This is a genomic window from Christiangramia aquimixticola, assembly GCF_048285835.1.
GTDB lineage: Bacteria > Bacteroidota > Bacteroidia > Flavobacteriales > Flavobacteriaceae > Christiangramia > Christiangramia aquimixticola.
Map to the genome: position 1 here is coordinate 1 of NZ_JBLVTL010000188.1, position 305 is coordinate 305.

The 305-nt window shown below is 46.9% G+C and carries 1 protein-coding gene; it reads left to right on the plus strand.

The features are described 5' to 3' along the window. The coding region (locus ACNKXV_RS14070) for a hypothetical protein (protein ID WP_417908342.1) at positions 1-305 on the plus strand (305 nt) is incomplete at both ends.

Sequence of the window (305 nt, forward strand, 5' to 3'; positions counted from 1 at the left end):
GGAAAAAATGCTCTTTGATCTTGCCGAATTTGACAATTCACTTTTTGAACGAGAGGATCTCCAATGGATTCGGCACAGCTATGTGATGCATCTCATGTATGCCTGGGACAAGTTTTATTACGACCTGGAAAAGGGAGAATACACCCTTCAGGACTTTCTGAACCGGGGGAAAAAGCTCTACGGTGGAGACGAAGTCATCAGCATTTGGCCGACTTGGCCAACCTTGGGACTGGATCAACGCAACCAGTTTGACCTTTTCAAAGACCTACCCGGAGGACTGGAAGCCATGAAGAATCAAGCAAGCT